This is a genomic window from Tunturiibacter gelidiferens (assembly GCF_051013345.1).
Classification (GTDB): domain Bacteria; phylum Acidobacteriota; class Terriglobia; order Terriglobales; family Acidobacteriaceae; genus Edaphobacter; species Edaphobacter gelidiferens_A.
The window spans coordinates 2,975,445-2,992,583 of record NZ_CP132939.1 but is presented as its reverse complement, the minus strand read 5'-3'; the positions used below and the strand labels follow the sequence as shown (position 1 = coordinate 2,992,583).

The following is a 17,139-nucleotide window of genomic DNA, read 5'->3' as shown; positions in this document are numbered from 1 at the left end:
TCAAAAGAAAGGCCGCCACGATCTCCCGCAGCGGCCTTACACATCTAGCGCTTACATACCACTCTGGTTCCCTGCATCAGGATGCACCACGCGATAGCTCGCACCGCCCTGCGACCAGACCAGAAGCAACAGATCCTTCCCTGCCGTATTCGCATGCGCCGCATTCACAAACTGCTCCGCCGAAGTCACGGGATGCCGATCCACCTCAAGGATCACATCACCCGGAGCGAGGCTCGCCTCATCCGCCGGACTTCCCGGACGAACACTCTGAATCGCCACGCCCTGCACCTGCGAAGGAATATGCAACTGCTGCCGAACATCAGGCGTCAGCTCAGCAACAGCAAGCCCGAGCTTCCCCTTCTGCGGCCCCGCACTCTCCCCATTGCTCGCAACCTCAGCTTCCTTGTGGTACTCGCCGACCTTGACTTTCAAAGTCTGCGAAGATCCATTGCGAATGATGCCCAAAGCAATCGTCGTCCCCGGAGTATCTTCGCTCACCGCAACCTGCAGCGCCCCTCCGTTGATCACCTTCTGTCCATTGAGCTCATCGATCACGTCCCCGTTCTTCAGCCCTGCCTGCGCAGCCGGAGAGTCAGGCGACACCTGCGTCACAATCGCGCCCGTCGCCTCCTTCAGGTTGAAGAAGCTCGCATTCTCGGGCGTCACATCGTTCATGCTGATCCCAAGATAACCATGATGCACCGCACCGGTCTTGATCAACTGCTCCGCCGTCGCCCGCACCATCTGCGAAGGAATCGCGAACCCGGCGCCTGCAAACGAGCCACCGTTCGAGATGATGAACGTATTAATTCCAACCAGTTCTCCACGCGCATTCACCAGAGGCCCGCCCGAGTTGCCCGGATTGATCGCCGCATCGGTCTGGATATACCCACCCGGCTTCCGCGCGTCATCCCGATAAGGATTCTGCCGATCCACCGCACTCACAATGCCCCGCGTCACTGAAAATTGAAAGTATCCAAACGGACTGCCGAACGCCAGCACAGTCTGTCCCGGCCTCAGCTTCGTCGAATCGCCCCACGCAATGCTCGGCAGGTCGTGCGCATCTACCTTGATCACCGCAATGTCAGTCAGCGGATCACGCCCCACCAGCTTCGCCTTCAACACACGCCGGTCATGCAGCGTCACCCGCATCTCCACCGCACCGTCGATCACATGGTTGTTCGTAACAATATATCCATCAGGAGAGATGATGATCCCACTGCCAATGCCATGCTCCAGTTGAGGCTGCTGCGGACGCTGCATCATCCCCGGCGGCAGCTGACCAAAGAACTGCTGAAGCCCCGGCGGCAACGCCTGCCCCTGCTCCTGACCGCCTTCCTGACCCTCGCCCGCCTGTTGCTCCGAAGAGCCACGCGATGTGACCGCAACGTTCACCACCGCAGGCGTAACCCGCGCCGCGACCGCTTCCACAGCGTTGTCCAGCGCCACCAGCGACGAAACACTATTGTCATCCATAGGTGCTGGCGAGGAGATCGGCGACGCGATCATCGCGGCATGCACACCATTGTGATGAACCAACATTCCAGCTGCCAGCACCAGAGCCGCGGCAGCGCCTGCAGGGACGGCAACCCGCCCTGCCTTACCTACTAATTTATTAGTTTCAAACGCCATGATCAGTCCTCACACAACGGTTTATGCAGCCTTGTTTAAAGTTGAATGACCAGCCAGCCGCCTTCTGTAGGCACGGCCGCAAACGAAGAAGAAAACACCCGCTCACTCGACACTGTGAGCACCATCCTTGGCTGCGACGACTCCTCCCACGAGGTCAGCACGACCCATCGCCGCATCTGCTGGACCTGTTGCATCGCACGAATTTGATTCGCGCGCATCAGCACAGCCGCATGCATCGAGCGACGTCGATTAACCGCAGCTGCCTTCGTCGGCTGAATAATCTGCCCAGCCGAACCCATCGGCATAGAAGCCTTCAGCAGAGTCTCGTGTGTCGCGCCTGCTGCAGGAGTATTCGCTACAGAGGGATGAAACGCGACAGCTTGATAGTCTCCATTGGCCGCTGCGGAACGCTGCATGTCGGCATGCAAAGGAGCCGCACCACCGGAGAACGAAACAACTTGTGGACAGCGCGAAAGCTCAGTCGCGCCGCTAACAAGTCCGAGCACAAGCACACCCGTCACAACGCGAGCCTGCGTCCTGCCCATCCCCTCGCTGCGGCGCAGAATGCTATGCACTCTCCGCGCCAACTCCGACCGTCTCTCCCACGCACCCAGCGAAAGCGCAGCTGCCCTCCGCCTCAAACGCTGCTCCGCCAGCCCCGTCAGGCACGTCGCATAGGCCTTCGGAGCCTTGGTCGATCGAAGCACTGCGTCGTCGCACGCCAGCTCCCGTTCGAAGCACAGCCTCCGCTCGATCCACAACAAAACCGGATTCAGCGGCACCAGCACCAGACCGATCTTCTGCACCAGATTCATCCAGTCATCGGCCCGCCGCAGATGCCCCATCTCGTGCATCACAATCTGTTCCAGCTCCGCCGGCGTAAGCCGCTCATACACCTCAAGGGGAATCAAGATCCGCGGCGAAAAAATCCAATCACACTCGGTCGGTCCACATCCGTTGAAGTGCAAAGCGTCACCGCGCGCCACCCCGCTGCCGACAGTGACGCATCCCGACCCGACCCCATCGCCACCGGCGTTGCGCGCTTCCATATCCCATGCAGCTGCACCGCACCAATCACCAGCTTCAACCCGCGCACCATCGAAACCGTCAACCACAGCGCAGCAATCGCGAAGCTCCATCGCACATCCACCTGCACTACTGCGCCATGACCAGCCGCCTCACCAGTCGCACGTACTCCATACGCATGCAGCAGCGGCAGCAACGCCAGGACCGCGAACACCGCCGTCCACACCGCAAACCGGATCGCAGCAGTAGCCTTCGGCATCAGCCGCAAACAGATCCAAACACAAACCGCCAGCACCAGCCCCTGCCACAGCCCCGACACCACAGCACCAGCCGCCGCCCGCGACAGACCTTCGACAGAATGCAACAGGTTCAAATCCATCCCCATCACAGCTCGTCTCCCGCACGGTCACCCGCAGCCGCCGCAATCGCCTCTTTCAGTCGCCGCAACTCCTCCGCCGTCAACTCGTCGTCCCCCAGCAGCGAAAGCAGCAACCTCTCCCTCGAATTACCAAAGAACCGCTGCATCATATGACGAACCTCTGACCGGCTCGCCTCCTGCTCCGCAACGCACGGGCTATACAGAAACGCCCTACCCTCCTGCCGATGCCGCACGTATCCCTTCTGCTCCAGAATCCGAATCGTCGTCAGCACAGAGTTATAAGCCAGCGCCGCCCCCTCAGGCATCGCAGCCACCAGTTCTCCCACAGCCGACTCGCCACGCGCCCACAGTATCTTCATGAGCCGTAACTCAGCCTCTGTCAACGTGATGGACTTCTTTGGCGGCATATACTCTCAACATCCAGCCTCCCTCAACTCACCTGGAGACCGAATCTACTTGAAGGAAAGACGACCAACTAATCGATTAGTTAGCGACCAATCCAAAATAATTCACCCACTCAAATCTCATCAGGAACACCTGCACAACATATTTACCTTTCCTCATAAGAGAACTCATCCGACGATAGCTAGGGAAGAGTAATCGTCGGTCGAAGGCGGGAGAAACAAAATCCATCATGAAGATCGTCATCCCCGGCGGCGCCGGACAAATAGGCCACCTCCTCGCCCGGCACTTTCACTCCCGGGGCCACAACGTCATCCTCCTCAGCCGCAACCCACAACCCGCGCCATGGCGTGTAGTTCCTTGGGATGGCATCACCGCGGGACCATGGATCGCCGAGCTCGAACAGAGCGATGTTTGTATCAACCTCGCCGGACGCAGCGTTAACTGCCGTTACACTCCAGCCAACCGCCGCGCCATCTTTGACTCCCGCATCCTCTCCACAAAAATCCTCGGCGAAGCCATCGCCTCGCTGCAACATCCGCCCGCCGTCTGGCTCAACGCCAGCACCGCCACCATCTATCGACACTCCTTGGACCGCCCCATGGACGAAGCCACCGGGGAATTCGGCGGAAACGAGCCCGGCGCACCCGACACGTGGAACTTCTCCATCGAAGTAGCCAAGGCCTGGGAATCTGCCTTCTTCTCTTCTTCTCTTCTTCTCTTCCGCACACTCGCAAGGTCGCCCTGCGCAGCGCCATGACCCTCACTCCAGATCCCGGCGGAGTCTTCGACGTCTTCCTCAACCTCGTTCGCCACGGCCTGGGCGGCACCAACTTCCCCGGCACTCAATTCGTCTCCTGGATTCACGAGGTCGACTTCATCCGCGCCATCGAGTTCCTCATCGCCACCCCAACCATGTCTGGCCCCATCAACCTGACCTCGCCAAATCCCCTCCCGAACCGTGACTTCCTCCGCATCCTCCGCGAAGCCTGGGGCGCTCGCATCGGTCTGCCCACAGCAGCATGGATGCTCGAAATCGGAACCTTCCTCATGCGCACAGAATCGGAGCTCGTTCTCAAAAGCCGCCAGGTCGTCCCCTGCCGTCTCCTCGCCGCCGGTTTCCAATTCACCTACCCCGACTGGCCCTCAGCCGCCCGCGATCTCGTCGCTCGCTGGCGCCAGCAAAAATTCCCTCTATAACTTGCATCCGTACCGTAGTATCGTCGTTGCCATGGCTGCTGAAGACGCGAACGATCTGCGTAGAGCGCTCGAGAAGAACGAAATCATTCCGTACTTTCAACCGCTGGTTGAGCTTCGCACCGGCCTGCTCAGCGGATTCGAAGTTCTCGCGCGGTGGCATCATCCCGTCCGTGGCCTCATCCCCCTAACGAATTCATTCCATTAGCCGAAGACACCGGCCTCAACGGTCAACTCACCGGCAACCTCCTCCGAGCCGTCTTCGCCGCCGCAAAAAACATCCCCGAACATCTCACCCTCTCGGTCAACATCTCTCTCACCCAACTCACCGACTTCTCCCTCCCCAAACACATCCGCGCCGCCGCCGAGCAAGCCAGCTTTCCCCTCAACCGTCTCATCCTGGAAATCACCGAAAGCGCTCTCGCCAGCAACACCGAGCACGCCTACCGCATCGCCACCGAGCTCAAAGAGCAAGGCTCCCGTCTCGCCCTCGACGACTTCGGTACCGGCTACTCCAGCCTCCGCCACCTCCAGTCTCTCCCCTTTGACGAGCTCAAAATCGACGCCAGCTTCGTCCGTTCCATGGGCCACACCCGAGAGAGCCGCAAGATCGCCGCCGCCATCGTCGGCCTGGGCAACAGCCTCAGTCTCACCACCGTCGCCGAAGGCATCGAGAGCCAAACCACAGCCGACATGCTCCTCTGGCTCGGCTGCGATCTCGGCCAGGGCTGGCTCTACGGTCGCCCAGTCCCGCCCGAACAACTCCCCGAAGTCCTCGCCGCCAGGCTCGACCCCGCTCCCCCATCCCAGAGCCGCGCTCCCCCGCAGCCGACTCCACCCTCCCTCTGCGTCTCGAAGCTCTCCCCACCCAGCGTCTCGCCCAGCTCAACGCCATCTACGACGGGGTCCCCGTCGGTCTCTGCTTCATCGATCGCAACCTGCGCTACGTCAGCGTCAACAAGCGCCTCGCCGAGATGCATCACCTCCCCGTAGCCGCCCACCTCGGCCGTTATGTCTCCGAAGTGATGGCCTCTGTCTTCCCCTCTGCGAGCCCTACCTCCTGCGCGCCCTCAACGGACAAGCCAGCTACGACCTCGAAATCTGCTACCCGGACCCCAATCCCCTCAACGAAAAGCGCACTCATCTCATCTCCTTCCACCCTGCCCGCGACGAGGCCGACGAGGTCATCGGAGTCTCCGTCTCCGTCGTCGATATCACCCGCCGAAAACAGGCCGAGCAAGCTCTCGCCGAAAGTGAAGACCACTACCGTCACACCGTCGAGCTCAACCCCCAGGTTCCCTGGACCGCCGACCCCGACGGCATGATCCTCGACGCCAGTAAAAGATGGGAGAGCCTCACCGGCCTTTCCGTTTCTGACTCTCTCGGAACCGGTTGGATCCGCGCCCTCCACCCCGACGACGTCAAATCAACCTCCCGCGTCTGGACAGAATCCCTCCGTACCGGTCGCCCACTCGATGTTCAATACCGCATCCATCGCGTCGATGGTACCTGGCGCTGGATGCGCGCTCGCGCAACCGCACGCCGCGGAAAGAACGGCGAAATCATCCGCTGGTACGGCACCGTCGAGGACATCAACGACCAGAGAAGCACGGAGGAGGCCCTCCGCCGCAGCGAAGCTCGTCTTAAGGCGGTCTTCGACGCAGTTCCAGTAGGGATCGTCATCGCCGAAGCACCCGACGGTCGTGTCGTCATGAGCAACCCGCGAGCCGAGGAGATCCTTCGCAGCCCCGAGGCCGCTCCAGCCATGATCGACGACTACTGCAGAGAGTCCATCTCGTTCACACCCGGACCCAACTCAAAATTCACACGGAAGATTGACCACGACCAGGACCACGATCATCCGCTCGCCAACGCCATCATGGGAGGAAAATCCATCGGCCCAACCGAGTATCTCCGCTTCCACAGTGACGGTTCAAGCGCCTGGATCAGCCTCACCGGCGCTCCCGTTCTCGACCCCGACGGCAGAGTCTCCGGCGGCGTAGTCGCCATCCAGGACATCGACGAAGACAAGCGCGAGATGCAACGCCTCTCCGACCTCAACACCGTCCTAAAGATCAAATTAGAAGCCCACCAATAAGCCACAACGCCCCGCACCAACAGCCCAAATCCACGCGCCATCTCCAAAAAATCGTCATGTCGACCGGAGTCGCGCAGTCTCATCGCAATTCGGTGGAGAGACGCATTTGCTGTTGCCTGTTCTTCGCCACTCAGCCACAATCCGTCGGGTGCCCATCCATCGCGCACTTTGCGATGGGTGGAAATGTAAACTCTTCCCCAGCTATCTTTTGCACTTGCACCTGCTTGTATCTCGTCGTTGCTTGTTCTTTTGTTTGTCATCCCGCAGGGATCTGCTTTTTTGTATTTTGCCTTTGCAGCTGCCTTTGCATTTTTGCTCTTCTTCACCCCCCAAAAAATCGTCATCTCGACCGGAGTCGCGCGGTCTCATCGCGCGACGCAGTGGAGAGATCCCTGTATTTTGTCGTAGCAGTCATAGCAACAAAAAACAAACGCAACGCTTTTGCGGTTGCCTGTCCTTTTGCTTGTCGTTGCCTGTCTTCTTATCGTCATTCCGCAGCGAAGCAAAGGAATCTGCGGTTGCCCTCGCCGTTGCATGTCCTTCTTATCGTCATTCCGCAGCGAAGCGAAGGGATCCGTGGTTGCCCCTTGCGGTTGCCTGTCCTTTTGCTTGTCATTCCGCAGCGTAGCGGAGGAATCTGCGGTTGTTTCGTTTCTTCTGCGTGCAGAGCCATCCTCTCAAGCGAACCTGCTAGCGTATTACCCAATGGCCCACGCCCACACCGTAGCGAGCGTCCGTTACACCTTCGACTCCCTCGCCGATCTCCTCGCCAAAGCCACGCCCGCCCGCTCCGGCGACGAGCTGGCAGGCATCGCCGCCACCACCGCCCAGCAACGCGTAGCCGCGCAGCGCACCCTCGCCGATCTCCCCTCACCCACCTCCTCAACGAAGCCGTCGTCCCCTACGAGACCGACGAGGTCACCCGCCTCATCCTCGACACCAGCCGCACCCCTGCCGCCATCGCCGCCTTCGCCCCAATCTCCAGCCTCACCGTAGGCGAACTCCGCGACCATCTCCTCTCCGACGACGCCACCCCCGCAAGCCTCGCCGCCCTCGCCCCCGGCCTCACCCCGGAGATGGCCGCCGCCGTCTCCAAACTCATGCGCCTCCAGGACCTCATCCTCGTCGCTCGCAAAATCTCCGTCGTCACAAAGTTCCGCACCACCGTAGGCCTTCCCGGACGCCTCTCCACCCGCCTCCAGCCCAACCATCCCACCGACGATCCCGCCGGAATCGCCGCCTCCATCCTCGACGGCCTCCTCCTCGGCTCCGGCGACGCCGTCATCGGCATCAACCCAGTCTCCGACAACGTAGCCACCCTCACCACTCTCCTCCGCCTCGTCGATCACATTCGCCGCCGCTACGAGATCCCCACCCAATCCTGTGTCCTCGCCCATCTCACGACGCAGATGCAAGCCATGCAACAGGGCGCGCCGCTCGACCTCCTCTTCCAATCCATCGGCGGCACCGAAGCCACCAACACAAGCTTCGGCATCAACCTCGCTCTCATCGAAGAAGCCCAACAACAAGCCCGCAGCCTAAACCGCGCCCCCGAAAATCCCAACCCCAACATCATGTACTTTGAAACAGGCCAGGGCAGCAGCCTAAGCGCCAACGCCCACCGCGGCGTCGGCGGTCAGGGTATTGACCAGCAAACCCTCGAAGCCCGAGCCTACGCCGTAGCCCGCCACTTCAACCCGATGCTCGTCAACACCGTCGTAGGCTTCATCGGACCCGAGTACCTCTACGATGGCAAGCAGATCCTCCGCGCCGGCCTCGAGGATCACCTCTGCGGCAAACTCCTCGGCCTCCCCATGGGCTGCGACATCTGCTACACCAACCACGCCGAAGCCGACCAGGACGACATGGACGCCCTCCTCACCATGCTCGGCGCCGCAGGCGTCAACTACATCATGGGCGTTCCCGGGGCAGACGACATCATGCTCAACTACCAGAGCACCTCCTTCCACGACGCCCTCTACCTCCGCCGCCTCCTCAACCTCCGCCCCGCCCCCGAATTCGAGTCATGGCTCAACACCAACGCCCCTCACCGCCTTCACCTGCCCGCCATGCTCCCCTGACGGTCATCTCCTACCCACAACGCTTGTCATTCTGATCCTGAGCTTGTCGAAGGAAGCCCCCCGCACTTCGACGTTGTCTTACTGTTGCCTGTTCTCAGTCAGTCCGTCACAAACAAATCGCCGTCACAAACAAATCGTCATCACAAACAAATCGCCGTCACAAACAAATCGTCATCTCGACCGAAGCTGTTCACAGTCTCATCGTGAACAGCGAAGTGGAGAGATCCCTGTATTTCGCTCGCACCACCAGATTTTTTGCGAAGGCATGATTGCACCCTGGCACAGGCCGTCCAGGCCTTGCGAATCACTTCCCCTTCCCACCTTTATGCATCCCCAGCGCCAGATCCTCCGCAACATCCGGATCATATTGACCCAGCTCCGCCAGCAGCCCCTCATCCGAAAGATCAAGCTGCTTGGAGTTCTCCCAGTCATGCCGAACGATCTTTTTTAGGCGATCGATAATATGGTCATCCCTCACCTCGATCGCCAGTTCCCGCCGGCTATCGAAGCTCCCCGGAGCAAGATTGATCGACCCAATAATCGCGCGCTCCTCATCCGCCAGCAGCAACTTCGCATGCAGCTTAATATGCTTCAGCTTGTGGATCTTCACGCCAATATCTTCCAACACCCGAAGCCCACTCACACCCTCAATCAGCTTCTCTTTTTTCAGCTTGTGCGGAGGCCGCGCCATAAGGTGAATGTTCACGCCACGCTGATTCGCCCGCACCAGGTGCTCAATGATCGTCGGATCCTGATACCGCTCATTCTGCAGCCACAACGAGTGCTTCGCCTCATCGATCAACTGCCCCAGCCGCTGCCTTCCATTGCCGATACACCAGATCAGGTGCGAATGTTCTCCCGCATCGAAGTTCTCCCTCTTCCAATCCGCGTCGAAGCACTCCATCACCTCTTCGACCTCGTGCTTATGCGTCGTAACAATCGCATAGTCCCGCGTCAGTGTAAGATTCTTCGTCTCCCAGTTCAGCGATTCGACAAACGCCGTCTTGTCATCAATCACCATCGACTTCTCATGCGTCAGATCGAAGCACGGATTGCTGTCCAGCACCTCAATCCCGGCATCGGTCAACGCAAGCCGCGACTCGTCATTCTCCTTCTCGCCATCCCGTCTCTCAGGATTCAGCATCACCCGCACCTTCACCCCGCGCTGATGAGCGGCAATGACAGCCTGCAGCAGGCCCGGATCCGAAAACACAAACATCTTGATCCGAAGCGACTCCTTCGCTCCATGAATCGCGTCCAAAATCGGTTGAGCAGAATCGTCAGGCAAAACAATTACTGAGCGCGACATAATCTCTTCCTTCAACCACTGATCTCAAGAATCGACGTTGATATCTTCTACAGCCTTTCACCGCCCAACACAACTACAGTTCCTCTACGCCATCACCTTATCCAACCCGGCGTCGAACTGCGTCCGATGCAACGCCGCATAAATCCCATTCACTGCCATCAACTCATCATGCGTCCCATTCTCCGCCACCACACCGCCACTAATTACAATAATCTGATTCGCATCCCGTATCGTGCTCAGCCGATGAGCGATCGCAATCACCGTCCGCCCCTCCATCAGCTTCTCCAGCGCATCAATCACCAGCTTCTCGGACTCGCTATCAAGCGCCGCCGTCGGCTCGTCCAGCAACAAAATCGGGCTGTTCCTTACCATCACCCGCGCAATCCCGATCCTCTGCCTCTGCCCACCCGACAGAGTCGATCCCCGCTCCCCCACCATCGTCTCGTACCCCAGCGGCATCTTCATAATGAACTCATCTGCATTCGCCAGCTTCGCCGCCGCAATCGCCTCCTCCTTCGTAGCCGAAGGCCGCCCAAACGCAATATTCTCCAGAATCGTCCCGCGAAACAAAACCGTATCCTGCAGCACATATCCAATCTTGTCCCGCAGCGACTTCAGCTTATAGCCCCGCACGTCTTCCCCATCAATCTTCACCACCCCCGACTGCACGTCGTAGAACCGCGGAATCAGACTCACCACCGTCGACTTCCCACTCCCCGTCGGCCCCACAATCCCGACAAACTGTCCCGCCCCAATCTTGAAACTCACATCCGTCAAGATCGGAGTCGCCGCATCATACCCAAACGCCGCATGCTCAAACTCAATCGCCCCCGCAACCGTCTCCGGCGCAAGCCCATCCGCTATCTCCGGCATGACCGTATCGGTCTCGAGAATCTCGCGAACCCGCTCCGCTCCCACCGCCGCCTGCGCCACAGCATTCGTCGTCGTCGCCAGATCCTTCACTGGCTTGAAGAACTTCGCCAGGTAAGCCAGATACACCGTCAGCTCTCCCACCGTCATCGTCTTCGCAAGAATCAGCGCCGCCCCCGCCACAGCACCACCGCCGTACACAGCGCCACCGTAATCGTCACCACAGGCGACAACAGCGCCTTCACGCTCCTCGCCTTCAACGCCGCACTCACCGTCGCCTCGCTCACCAGTTGCAACTGCGCCTGCTCTGTCTCCTCCTGCCCAAACGCCTTCACCGCCTGAATCGACTCCAGCCCCTGCTGCACCACCGCAACAATCTCGCTCTGCTCCCTGCGAACCTCGCGCGTCGCCTTCTTCACCGCCTTCTTGAACCGCGAAACAAACAGCAGCAGAAACGGCGTCACTCCAACTGCAATCAGCGTGAAGTCCCAGTTCAGCCAGAACATCAACCCCAGCATGCACACGATCGTCAGCAGATCCACCACTATATTCAGCGTCGAAGACGAAGCAAACCCCTCGATCGTCTGAATATCCGCCGTAATCGTGCTCAGAATCGTTCCCGTCGCATGCGTGTTGTAGTACCCCAGCGAAAGCCGCTGCAGATGCTCATACATCTTCATGCGCAGGTCATGCGCCACCCACTGCCCCACGCTCTCCGTGTAATAGTTGTCGATGTAAGAAGCGATTGCGCCAAGCAGCGAGATCACCACAAACATCAACGCCGCCAGCGCCGCCACATGCAGCCTCGATCCACTCTCGAGCAGCGGTTCAATCAGCCGTTGCAGCCACGGAGCCATCTTGTGGTGGCCAACCACATTATCCAGAATGATCTTCAACGGCCACGGCGTCGCCAGGCTCATCATCGTCTCGACCAACATGGCGAGAAAGATCCCCACCAGCGTGCCGCGGTAAGGTCGAATTAGACTTCCAATAAACCGCAGCATAGAAAGCCCTGGTAAAACATGACGCCCCTGCAAATCGGAGATCCAGCTGATAGCTCGATCTTTCAAGTAGAAATCAACACCATCTCACCAACAAGCTCTGTTTCGCGCAACTAGCCCGACGTTTCCTACAACTCCGCTCTTTCCGTACACTGGCTATCATCCACTCTCAAACCTTCAAGACCAACATGCCTGAACCCGAGATCACGCCTCAACCCGAGATAAAGATAGACCATTCTCAATCCGCCACTCCAGCGAGTACAGCGAATCTCTCGCTACGCGACTACACGCCAGCCCGAGTCTCCCTCCGTCGCACCGGCGTAAGTCTCGCCACCACAGAGATCCTAGACTTCCAAGTCGCCCACGCCCAGGCTCGCGACGCCGTCCACGCCACGCTGGACACCGAACACCTCACCCGACGCCTGCTCATCGAGATCCCGTCCCTGGCCGCCCCAATCCTAACCCTTGCCAGCGCCGCCCCCGACCGCGCCACTTACCTCCGCCGCCCAGACCTCGGCCGCACCCTCGCCCCCGCCTCCGCCGTTCTCCTCCACAAATCCCCCTGCGACTTGGTCATCATCATCGCCGACGGCCTCTCCGCCACCGCCATCGACCACCACGCCGTCCCTCTCCTGGCCGCACTCCTCCCCATGCTGACCCCGACGAACCAAATCCTCGGTCCCCTCTGCATCGCCACCCAGGCCCGCGTCGCCATTGCCGACCACATCGGCTCCCTCCTCAACGCCCGCCTTTCCCTAATCCTCATCGGCGAGCGCCCCGGCCTCAGCTCCCCCGACTCTCTCGGCGCCTACATCACCTGGAACCCAACCCCGAGCCGCACCGACGCCGACCGCAACTGTATCTCGAACATCCGCACCGCTGGCCACGACTACGCCACCGCCGCCGCCCGCATAGCCTTCTACTGCGCCGAAGCCCAGCGCCTGCAGCTAACCGGCACCGCCCTCAAGGAGATCACCCACCCTCAACTCAATCCCTGAAGTGTCATGAGGCAGCAGTGTAATCCCTCTCATCCCGACCAACGGGAGGGGCCGCCACAGCAACTTCACCGAGACAAGGGTACACACGTCACGAAGTGACCGCCTCCCGCGCAGGGAGCCCGTCCGGCAGGACAGCGCTCTTACAAACAGAGTCGAAACTCAGAACAGGAACCGCAACGCCATCTGTATCTGTCGCGGACTCCCAATAGTGTGCGTCACAGTCCCCAGCCCACTTGGACAGTTGTAAAAACTCGATGTGCTTGGGCTGCTGGTATTGCAGCCGGTCGGCAGAACCGGCGTTCCCGCCAACGGAAATCCGTTGTAATTTACGTTTTGTGCCACCTCGTTGCCAGGCACATCGAAGCTACTCGTATTGGTCAGGTTGTAAACATCGAACGTGTAGTTCAGGCTGTACCGCTCCGTGAACTTCGTCACCTTCATCAGCGAGGCATCCGCGCGCTTCTGGAAAGCCTGGCGGAAGATGTTTCGCTGACCAGTAGTAAAGCTGGTCTCGTAAGGGTCTGAGGTCGGAACCGCGCCGCTCAGTCCGCCCGCCTGCAGCACCGGAATCGTGAAGCACGATGCCTTCAACGCATTCAGATTCGGATCTCCATTCGGATTGAACGCCCCGGAGTGGCCCGTCTTCGCATTCTTCGCCGTGCAGCCCGCAGACAGCGGAACAATCGGATTCGTAATTCCATTACTGACGCCGTAGTAAATACTGCCTACGGACCCGCTAAAATCGATCACGCTATACGGCTGACCACTCTGCAGAACCGTAAGACCCACCAACGACCAGCCGTTCGCAAAATAACCCTCGACCGTGTGGTTGTGAACAAAATCCGGCAGCCTGTAAACGTAGTTGAAGTTGATCACATGCGTACGGTCAAAGTCAGCCGAAGCATATCCATCGCGCAGATTGAGCGGATTGTTGCCGTTATAGAACAACCCCAAACCGCTTTGTTCATCCAGCGCGTGGGAGTACGTGTAAGAGGCAGCCACCTGTATGCCGTGACTCATGCGCTTTTCAAGATGGGCCGTCAGCGCATTGTAGGCATCCACGCCCGCCGCCCGGTACGAGATCGACTCTGCAGCATAACCGACATACGGAACGCGATGATCGATATTGCCGCCCTCATAGTCGAAATCATAACCACTACCGTCAGGCAAAGTCGCTCCCTGAACGTTATAGCCGTAGGAATACTTCTCACCATGGATACTGGCAGCAGGTGATGCGATGCCAGGCTGATTGAAGGGAACCGGAATCACCTGATGCCGGCCAAGATTGCCAACGTAGCCCAGTGTGATGGCGAGGTCGTTGCGTGGCTGCCACTGGATATCCAGCGTGTAGTTGAAGGTGTAGGGAAGCTTGTTCGCGCGATCGTAGACGCCCAGCGAAATCGGCTGTCCACCATTGCTGATGCTCGCGATATTCGGCAGGTAGTTGCTCAAATCAGACGACTGCGGATTCGTCGGCGCCGCACTTTGAACGTTCGTATAAGGGTTCGCCAGATTGCCCGTGGCAGCCGTCGGCGCAGAGATCGGTGGTGCTGTTCCGCCGCCGCCACCGCACGTCGGAATGTAGTAGCTGTAAAGGCTCTGGACCGGGCAAGACTGCGCCGTCACAAACGGAAGCTGCTGATTCGCCCCGAAAGGCCCGCCAGTGACCGTTCCAATCGCATAGCCAGGCGAGAAGTAGCTGAACAGTTCGCCGCGATCGTAGTACATCCCGAAGCCCGACCGCACCACCACCTTCCCTCCAAACTTCTCGGGCTGCCACGCCGCGCCCAACCGTGGACCAACTCCCCACTGCCGGCCCGTCAGAGTCGTCGGGCTCACGCCACTGGTCCCGTTCTTGTTGTTACTCGCGATGATGAAACCCGGATTGACAATCGTGTCCGACGCCGCGTTGTAACTGTAGAGCGTGGGGTCGAAGTTGAAGATACGTCCGTTCTTCTCACTCAGGCCGCCGTCCCAGTCGTAGCGCAGCCCTGCAGTAATCGAAAGCGTGGGCGTAAATTGAAACTTGTCCTGCACATAGCTTCCCACTTGATTCGCCCGATAGTAGCGGCTCGCATCACCCTGCAGGAATGAGCTGACGTAGAAGGACGTCGAAGAGCTTCCCGGCGTCACATATCCCTGCGCATAAGCACTCAGATCGTCGGTCGCAACCGTGCCCGCATTTGTCCTGTGGTCGATCGTGTTCAGTTGCGTGTAGCTATAGTTGGTTCCAAAAGTCACCGTGTGCTTGCCCAGCGTCCAGATGGCGTTGCCCGACGGCTGCCAGCGATTCTGAAACGCGCCCGTGTTAGGAGCCTGCCCCTCCGCATTGGGGCCAATGTTCAGAATGCCGGAGCTAACCAGACCATACTGGGCTTGAGCGCTGCCAAGCACATTCACAATCGACACGCCGGGAAAGTAGTTCGACCCAAACTCATTGATCGAAACCGTACCTTGCGAGCCTCCAGGAATCGCGTTCGGACCAAACGGCTGCTCGTTATCCACCCACGTCTTCTCTCGAAGGAACCCCAGACTCTCCGTGGTGCTCAGGTTCGACTTCACCAGGTAAGTGTTAATGATCGAGAAGACCTGCGCGCCCGAGTCAAGATGTTCGGTAAATCCCGGAACGCTCGAGTAAGCATAAGGAGCAACGGTGGGATCGTGCTGGTAAAAATACTTCAGCGAAAGGGTGTCTTTATTGCCGATGTTGTAATCAAGATTGGCCACCGCCGTATCGGCCTTGAAACGGCCCGTGCCGGGAAGAAAAGCATTGTAGGGATGGGAAGCAGACATGCCCGACGATCCTGTGTCGTTTGGTACAAGCCACTTGCCCGGCTGACCCGGAAGCGAAGGCGAGTTGAACAGAGCCAGCGCAGTCCTATCAATAACCGAAGCGGTGAGTTGCGTGCAATCGCCATTGGATGCCTGTGCAGCAGTACAGAAACTGTTGTTCACCATGTTTGCGAAACCAGCAGCATCGCGATTGGTATCGGAAAGACCAACCGGCACGTTGATGATGTTGTCGCCGATCTCCTGATCCGATACCTGCAGGTGCTGGTACGACACGAAACCGAAGAGCTTGTTCTTAATAATCGGACCACCAAAGGTGCCCCCGACAACATAGCGGTGCAACTCAGGATTCTCATCCCTCTTATCATTGGCAAGCAGCGGATTATTCTTGAAGAAAAACGGCGCCGCATTAATCCAATTCGTCCCGCGACGCCCATATGCTGTGCCGTGGTACGCGTTGGTGCCGGAAGCAGTATTCAAATCGATGTGCGCCCCAGAAGTAGAGCCCTGCTGAGCGTCATACATCGACGCGTTCACCCGCACCTCTTGAATCGTCTCCGGCGCTGGCGTCGGAATAGCATTGCCGATCGAAAGGTAAACCGAGGCGACAGTCTGGATAACACCAGCGCCCCCTGCGTCGTCGAGGCGCCAGTACTATTGACGACGCGCTGCGAGCCGACCTGACTGGTACTCTTCCCGTTGAAAAGATTGCTCGCGTCCACGCCGTTGATCGAGAAGCTATTGCTCGTGTCGCGTTGGCCATTCGCCCAGATCGGCAGATTCCCCAGCCCAGACTGAGCTCCCGTACCGCCTGAAAGCTCCGCATTCACTCCCGGTGACAGAATCGCCAGCCCTGTAAAGCTTCCCGTAGGCTGCGGTATCGACTCGATCTGCGCCTTATCCAGAACGTATCCGTTCGTCGTATCCACCGCATTCATCAATGGCGCCGCGTCCACGCTTACCACCGTGTTCACCGCGCCCACACTCAGCTGAGCATTCACTGTTCCCGTCCGGTCGCTCTGCACAGGAATCGCGTTCATCTTCTGCGTCTGAAATCCCTCTTTCGTAAACGAAAGCGTATAGGTCCCAATCGGCAGATTGGCAAAGTCATAAAACCCATTGCTTCCCGCAGTCTGCGTCCGCGTCAACCCCGTCTGATCCCCCACCACCGTCACCACCGTGCCCTGTAGAATTCCCCCTGGCTATCGGTCACCACACCGGTCAGGCCGCCGAGCGTCTGCTGCCCAAACACCGGACAAACCAGAAGCAGACACGCCATCTGGCAAACAAGGACGAGGAACGAAAAACGCAAACACTTAGTCATAGTCTGGCCTCCTGAAGTAGTGCAGCGCGAAC

Annotated in this window: 14 protein-coding genes and 2 pseudogenes; 7 read left to right on the top strand and 9 right to left on the bottom strand. The window is 59.1% G+C overall.

What is annotated here, in order from left to right; translation table 11 throughout:
• Positions 1–51: 51 nt before the first annotated feature.
• The 4 genes from RBB80_RS14810 to RBB80_RS14795 are packed head-to-tail and all read right to left on the bottom strand — an operon-like array spanning position 52 to position 3,444.
• Positions 52–1,632, bottom strand: coding sequence for a Do family serine endopeptidase (locus RBB80_RS14810; protein ID WP_433969047.1), 1,581 nt, complete (start codon positions 1,630–1,632; stop codon positions 52–54).
• A 35-nt stretch (positions 1,633–1,667) separates the two neighbouring features.
• Positions 1,668–2,543 carry a M56 family metallopeptidase gene (locus tag RBB80_RS14805; RefSeq protein WP_433969046.1) on the bottom strand — a complete coding sequence of 292 codons (876 nt, stop codon included), beginning with the start codon at positions 2,541–2,543 and terminating at the stop codon, positions 1,668–1,670.
• Complete coding sequence (locus RBB80_RS14800; RefSeq protein WP_433969044.1) at positions 2,540–3,043, bottom strand: hypothetical protein; 504 nt, start codon at positions 3,041–3,043, stop codon at positions 2,540–2,542. Before RBB80_RS14800 ends, RBB80_RS14805 begins: the two co-directional genes overlap by 4 nt.
• Complete coding sequence (locus tag RBB80_RS14795) at positions 3,043–3,444, bottom strand: BlaI/MecI/CopY family transcriptional regulator (protein WP_433969043.1); 402 nt, start codon at positions 3,442–3,444, stop codon at positions 3,043–3,045. The genes RBB80_RS14800 and RBB80_RS14795 overlap by 1 nt, the downstream gene beginning before the upstream one ends.
• Positions 3,445–3,671: 227 nt before the next feature.
• Here RBB80_RS14795 and RBB80_RS14790 point away from each other — a divergent pair, with 227 nt between their 5' ends.
• The 6 genes and pseudogenes from RBB80_RS14790 (at position 3,672) to RBB80_RS14765 (ending at position 8,815) form a co-directional block, all read left to right on the top strand.
• A complete protein-coding gene (locus RBB80_RS14790) occupies positions 3,672–4,199 on the top strand; it encodes an NAD-dependent epimerase/dehydratase family protein (protein WP_433969042.1) in 528 nt (175 codons plus the stop codon).
• Complete coding sequence (locus RBB80_RS14785; protein ID WP_433969040.1) at positions 4,196–4,639, top strand: DUF1731 domain-containing protein; 444 nt, start codon at positions 4,196–4,198, stop codon at positions 4,637–4,639. The genes RBB80_RS14790 and RBB80_RS14785 overlap by 4 nt, the downstream gene beginning before the upstream one ends.
• 31 nt (positions 4,640–4,670) lie before the next feature.
• Positions 4,671–5,629, top strand: a pseudogene (locus tag RBB80_RS14780) (putative bifunctional diguanylate cyclase/phosphodiesterase).
• A complete protein-coding gene (locus tag RBB80_RS14775) occupies positions 5,530–5,961 on the top strand; it encodes a PAS domain-containing protein (protein ID WP_433969679.1) in 432 nt (143 codons plus the stop codon). Before RBB80_RS14780 ends, RBB80_RS14775 begins: the two are co-directional and overlap by 100 nt.
• Positions 5,850–6,734 carry a PAS domain-containing protein gene (locus RBB80_RS14770; protein ID WP_433969678.1) on the top strand — a complete coding sequence of 295 codons (885 nt, stop codon included), beginning with the start codon at positions 5,850–5,852 and terminating at the stop codon, positions 6,732–6,734. The genes RBB80_RS14775 and RBB80_RS14770 overlap by 112 nt, the downstream gene beginning before the upstream one ends.
• A gap of 534 nt (positions 6,735–7,268) precedes the next feature.
• Positions 7,269–8,815: pseudogene (locus tag RBB80_RS14765) on the top strand (ethanolamine ammonia-lyase subunit EutB).
• Between the two features lie 304 nt (positions 8,816–9,119).
• On the opposite strand, the gene RBB80_RS14760 reads toward RBB80_RS14765, so the two are convergent.
• The 3 genes from RBB80_RS14760 to RBB80_RS14750 all read right to left on the bottom strand — a co-directional run bounded on the left by RBB80_RS14760 (position 9,120) and on the right by RBB80_RS14750 (position 11,998).
• Positions 9,120–10,124 carry a phospholipase D-like domain-containing protein gene (locus RBB80_RS14760; protein WP_433969038.1) on the bottom strand — a complete coding sequence of 335 codons (1,005 nt, stop codon included), beginning with the start codon at positions 10,122–10,124 and terminating at the stop codon, positions 9,120–9,122.
• 84 nt (positions 10,125–10,208) lie between these two features.
• On the bottom strand, positions 10,209–11,195 hold the full coding sequence (locus RBB80_RS14755) for an ABC transporter ATP-binding protein (RefSeq protein ID WP_433969036.1): 987 nt from the start codon (positions 11,193–11,195) through the stop codon (positions 10,209–10,211).
• Complete coding sequence (locus tag RBB80_RS14750; RefSeq protein WP_433969034.1) at positions 11,159–11,998, bottom strand: ABC transporter ATP-binding protein; 840 nt, start codon at positions 11,996–11,998, stop codon at positions 11,159–11,161. The genes RBB80_RS14755 and RBB80_RS14750 overlap by 37 nt, the downstream gene beginning before the upstream one ends.
• A gap of 185 nt (positions 11,999–12,183) precedes the next feature.
• Between RBB80_RS14750 and eutC the strand changes: the two genes are divergently transcribed.
• Positions 12,184–12,993, top strand: coding sequence for an ethanolamine ammonia-lyase subunit EutC (gene eutC, locus RBB80_RS14745; protein ID WP_433969033.1), 810 nt, complete (start codon positions 12,184–12,186; stop codon positions 12,991–12,993).
• 159 nt (positions 12,994–13,152) lie between these two features.
• Here eutC and RBB80_RS14740 read toward each other — a convergent pair whose 3' ends face one another.
• On the bottom strand, positions 13,153–16,320 hold the full coding sequence (locus RBB80_RS14740) for a hypothetical protein (protein ID WP_433969031.1): 3,168 nt from the start codon (positions 16,318–16,320) through the stop codon (positions 13,153–13,155).
• On the bottom strand, positions 16,317–16,949 hold the full coding sequence (locus RBB80_RS14735) for a carboxypeptidase-like regulatory domain-containing protein (protein WP_433969030.1): 633 nt from the start codon (positions 16,947–16,949) through the stop codon (positions 16,317–16,319). Before RBB80_RS14735 ends, RBB80_RS14740 begins: the two co-directional genes overlap by 4 nt.
• Positions 16,950–17,139: the final 190 nt, after the last annotated feature.